The following is a 4,762-nucleotide window of genomic DNA, read 5'->3' as shown; positions in this document are numbered from 1 at the left end:
GCCGAACGCAGCGCGCATTTCCTCGATCTTGGCGTCGAATCCCGCGGCCAGCCCCTCGAGATGACGCTCCTCGCCGTCACCGCACGCAATTCGGTAGGAACGACCTGCGATCGAAACCGTGACCTGCGCCATCAGGAACCCTCCTCCAGTTCGTATTCACCGGATTGCGCGAGAACCGCATGGACCGCCCCGAGCGCCTGGCGCACGCGTTGCCCGATATCGTCGGTCGCCGTCTCGTAGCGATGCAGGCTCGTGAGCGCGCCGTCGAGCTCGACGGCGAGGCGGGCCCGGTCGTCCTGCATGATCTGGAGTTCGGTTTCGAGGTCGCCCTTACGCTTCTCCGCCTCGAGACGACGTGCGACCGACGCTTCGAGAAGGCCGACGGCGCTCTCGAGCCTCTTCAACACATCGTCGAGCGTTAGCGTCATCGGGCCTCCCGGGAATCGGTTAACGACACTAGAGCATGATGCCGAAAAGTGAGAAATGGTTTTCGGCGCGTTGGCCAGGATCGTAGGAATCTATCACGTTTTGGCGCCAGCCGGCATGGAGAATGATCGTCCGATATCGGCGCGTATTCCACCACTACGCCCTCGATCTGTGGGTCCCGCGAAGCGCTGGCCTGCAACGTCAAGCCTTTGACTCGCCCCTCCCCCGTGTTAAGGAGCGCACGCCTTTCCCCGACACACACGACCCCTCAAGGGTCGCCTCGAGACTTGTGGATCAAGAGCCGTGCCAGACACCGTCCCCGCCGATCGCGTCACCCACTCCGATCTGGCGAACGCTGTGCGCGTCCTTGCTATGGACGCGGTCGAGCAAGCGAAATCGGGCCATCCCGGCCTTCCCATGGGCGCCGCCGACATCGCGACGGTGCTGTTCACGAAATTCCTGAAATACGATGCCACCGAGCCGACCTGGCCGGATCGCGACCGTTTCGTCCTGTCTGCCGGCCACGGCTCGATGCTGCTGTATTCGCTGCTCCACCTGACCGGCGTGAAGGGCATGACCATCGACGAGCTGAAGCGTTTCCGCCAGCTCGATTCGAAGACCCCCGGCCATCCGGAAAATTTCATGACCCCCGGCGTCGAGACGACGACCGGTCCGCTCGGTCAAGGTCTCGCCACGGCGGTCGGAATGGCGCTTGCCGAGCGCATGCTCAACGCCGAGTACGGCGACGACCTCGTCGACCACCGCACCTACGTCCTGGCATCGGACGGTGATTTGATGGAAGGCATCAGCCAGGAGGCGATCGCGCTCGCGGGCCACCTGAAGCTCAACCGCCTGATCGTGCTGTTCGACGATAACGGCATCTCCATCGACGGACCGCTCTCGCTCTCCGACTCGGTCGACCAGGTGAAGCGGTTCGAGGCCGCCGGCTGGCGCGCGGTGCGCGTCGACGGCCACGATCCCCAGGCCATCGGACGCGCATTGTCCCGCGCTCAGAAGTCGGATCGTCCGACCCTCATCGCCTGCAAGACGACCATCGGGTTCGGTGCGCCCAAGAAGGCGGGCACCTCGAAGGCGCACGGGGAGCCGCTCGGCACCGAAGAACTGGCGGGTGCGAAGGCGGCGCTCGGATGGAAGGGCGCTCCCTTCGAAATTCCGGAAGCCATCGGCAGCGCCTGGGCGAAAGCCGGCAAGAAGGGCCGCCGTCATCGCAAGAGCTGGGCCGACCGCTTGAAGGCTCTGCCCGCCGAGAAACGCGCCGAATTCGAGCGCCGCATCAAGGGCGTGCGTCCGGCCGCGCTCGGCAAGGCCATCGAGCAATTGAAGAGCCGCCTGTTCGCCGAGCCGCAAAACGTGGCCACCCGCAAGGCGAGCGAAATCGCCCTCGAAGTGATCACCGAAGCGGTGCCGGAACTGGTGCTCGGCTCGGCCGACCTGACGCCGTCGAACAACACCAAGACCAAGAACCTCACCGCCATTTCGCCGGGCTCCTATGCCGGGCGCTATATCCATTACGGCATTCGCGAACACGGCATGGCGGCTGCCATGAACGGCATCGCCCTGCACGGCGGCCTCGTGCCGGCCGGCGCRACGTTCCTGGTCTTCGCCGACTACGCACGTCCCGCGATGCGGATCGCCGCGCTCGCCGGCATTCCGGCCGTCTATGTGATGACGCACGATTCGATCGGCCTTGGCGAGGACGGACCGACCCACCAGCCCGTGGAGCACCTCGCCTCGCTGCGCTCGATGCCGAACATGCGCGTCTTCCGCCCGGCCGACACGATTGAAACGGCTGAATGCTGGCAATTGGCGCTGGAGCGCACCGAGGGTCCGAGCCTGCTCGCCCTGACGCGGCAGAACCTGCCGCAGGTCCGGAAGGAATCGGCCGGCAATCTGTCCGCGACCGGCGCCTATGAATTGTCACCCGCCGAGGGCAAGGCCCAGGCGACGATCTTCGCATCCGGAAGCGAGGTCGAAATCGCCCTCGCCGCGCAGAAAATTTTGGCCGGCCAGAGCTTCCCGGTCCGCGTCGTATCCGTGCCGTCGCTCGACCTGTTCCTGGCTCAGCCGGAAAAGGTGCGCGCCCAGATCATCGGAGATGCGCGGATCAAGGTGGCGGTCGAAGCCGCCGTGCGTTTCGGGTGGGACGCGCTCATCGGGCCGGACGGCATTTTCGTCGGCATGAGCGGTTTCGGCGCGAGCGCGCCCTATAAGGATCTCTACAAGCATTTCGGCATCACGGCCGAGGCGGTGGCTGAAAAAGTCCTCAGAACACACAATCTCTAAATTACCAGTCTCTAAATACCTGTCCGCAGGTAAGCCGAATCAAGGGAGCAACGGCAATGACGGTGAAGGTCGCAATCAACGGGTTTGGTCGGATCGGGCGCAACATTCTGCGCGCCATCTCGGAAAGCGGCCGAAAGGACATTCAGGTCGTCGCCATCAACGATCTCGGTCCCGTCGAGACGAATGCCCATCTTCTGCGATTCGATTCCGTTCACGGCCGCTTCCCGAGCGAAGTGAAGGTCGAGGGTGATTTCATCGTCGTCGATGGCCACAAGATCCGCGTCACCGCGATCAAGGATCCGGCGCAGCTTCCGCATAAGGAACTCGGCGTCGACATCGCGCTCGAATGCACAGGCTTCTTCACGTCCAAGGAGAAGGCATCGGCCCATCTGACCGCGGGTGCAAAGCGCGTCATCGTCTCGGCTCCGGCCGACGGCGCCGATCTCACGGTCGTCTACGGCGTCAACCACGACAAGCTGACGAAGGATCACATGGTGATCTCGAACGCGTCGTGCACGACGAACTGCCTGGCACCTGTCGCCAAGGTGCTGCACGATGCGTTCGGCATCGAAAAAGGCTTCATGACGACGATCCATTCGTACACCAACGATCAGCCCTCGCTCGATCAGATGCACAAGGATCTCTACCGCGCCCGCGCGGCCGCCTTGTCGATGATCCCGACCTCCACGGGCGCCGCCAAGGCCGTCGGCCTCGTGCTGCCGGAGCTCAACGGAAAGCTCGACGGCACCTCGATCCGCGTTCCGACCCCGAACGTTTCGGTGATCGACTTCAAGTTCATCGCGAAGAAGAACACCACGGTCGACGAGGTCAACGCCGCGATCAAGCGCGCCGCCGCGCAGGAGCTGAAGGGTGTCCTCGACGTCACCGACCAGCCCAACGTTTCGATCGACTTCAACCACAACCCGGCGTCCTCGACGTTCCACCTCGACCAGACCAAGGTCATGGACGGCAACTTCGTGCGCGTGCTGTCCTGGTACGACAACGAATGGGGCTTCTCGAACCGTATGGCCGACACGGCCGTCGCGTTCGCCAAATTGATCTGAGGGCACTGTCGATGACCGCTTTCCATACGCTCGACCAGGCCGACGTCAAGGGTAAGCGCGTTCTGGTCCGCGTGGACCTGAACGTTCCGATGGAAAACGGCAAGATCACGGATGCGACGCGGATCGAACGCATCCTTCCGACTCTTCATGAGATCGCCGACAAGGGCGGGAAGGTCATTCTTCTCGCCCATTTCGGGCGACCGAAAGGCCGCGATCCGAAAGAGAGTCTGCGGCCCATCGCGGATGCCGTCGCCAAGCACCTGAAGAAGACCGTCGCTTTTGCCGACGACTGCATCGGCGAAGCGGCCGAGAAGGCCGTCGCGGCCTTGAAAAACGGCGACGTCCTGCTCCTCGAGAACACTCGCTTTCATGCGGGCGAAGAGAAGAACGACAAGGATTTCGTCGCCGCGTTGGCGAAACTCGGCGATATCTACGTCAACGATGCATTCTCGGCTGCGCACCGCGCGCATGCCTCGACCGAAGGGCTCGCCCGCGTGCTGCCGGCCTTTGCCGGACGCACCATGCAGGCGGAGCTCGATGCCCTGACCAAAGGTCTCGAAGCCCCGGCCCGTCCGGTCGTCGCGATCGTCGGCGGCGCGAAGGTGTCGACGAAAATCGATCTGCTCGAAAATCTCGTGCGGAAGGTCGATGCGCTGGTGATCGGCGGCGGGATGGCCAACACCTTCATCCACGCGACGGGCCTGAACGTCGGAAGATCGCTGGCGGAAAAGGATCTCGCGGCGACGGCTCTGCGCATCATCGAGAAGGCGCGCGAAGCCAATTGCGCCATCATTCTGCCGGTCGACGGCGTCTGCGCCCGCGAATTCAAGGCCAATGCCGAAAACCACACCTACGGCATCGACGCCGTTCCCGACGACCTGATGATTCTCGATGTCGGCTCGCAATCGGTAGAACGGATCAATTCCGCGATCAACGATGCCAGGACGCTGGTCTGGAACGGCCCGCTC

5 protein-coding genes are annotated in these 4,762 nt (G+C 63.5%); 3 read left to right on the top strand and 2 right to left on the bottom strand.

Translation table 11 applies throughout. The features are described from left to right. Together AC1DT3_RS12425 and AC1DT3_RS12420 are read right to left on the bottom strand one after the other, a co-directional pair. Positions 1 to 132: cell division protein ZapA (locus AC1DT3_RS12425; RefSeq protein ID WP_477465563.1), on the bottom strand; the 132-nt coding region annotated here is incomplete at its 3' end. Then, positions 132 to 428 (bottom strand): DUF4164 domain-containing protein, encoded by a 297-nt coding sequence (locus tag AC1DT3_RS12420; protein WP_477465561.1) that lies wholly within the window; start codon positions 426 to 428, stop codon positions 132 to 134. The genes AC1DT3_RS12420 and AC1DT3_RS12425, both read right to left, overlap by 1 nt. 370 nt (positions 429 to 798) lie before the next feature. Here AC1DT3_RS12420 and tkt point away from each other — a divergent pair, with 370 nt between their 5' ends. The 3 genes from tkt to AC1DT3_RS12405 form a co-directional block, all read left to right on the top strand. Beyond that, positions 799 to 2,730: a transketolase gene (tkt, locus tag AC1DT3_RS12415; protein WP_477465562.1), complete on the top strand. Its 1,932-nt coding sequence runs from the start codon at positions 799 to 801 to the stop codon at positions 2,728 to 2,730. A gap of 56 nt (positions 2,731 to 2,786) precedes the next feature. Further along, a complete protein-coding gene (gap, locus tag AC1DT3_RS12410; RefSeq protein ID WP_477465560.1) occupies positions 2,787 to 3,794 on the top strand; it encodes a type I glyceraldehyde-3-phosphate dehydrogenase in 1,008 nt (335 codons plus the stop codon). Between the two features lie 11 nt (positions 3,795 to 3,805). Beyond that, a partial coding sequence (locus AC1DT3_RS12405; protein ID WP_477465559.1) for a phosphoglycerate kinase occupies positions 3,806 to 4,762 on the top strand: 957 nt, incomplete at its 3' end.

Source organism: Microvirga sp. P4_G7 (assembly GCF_056401005.1).
Note: the sequence above shows the minus strand (reverse complement) of the source record. Positions and strands in the feature narration are given on the sequence as shown.

What these genes read in the sequence shown, in the direction of transcription:
- AC1DT3_RS12420 (WP_477465561.1), bottom strand. Translation starts at nt 428, where the DNA reads ATGACGCTAACGCTCGACGATGTGTTGAAGAGGCTCGAGAGCGCCGTC.
- gap (WP_477465560.1), top strand. Translation starts at nt 2,787, where the DNA reads ATGACGGTGAAGGTCGCAATCAACGGGTTTGGTCGGATCGGGCGCAAC.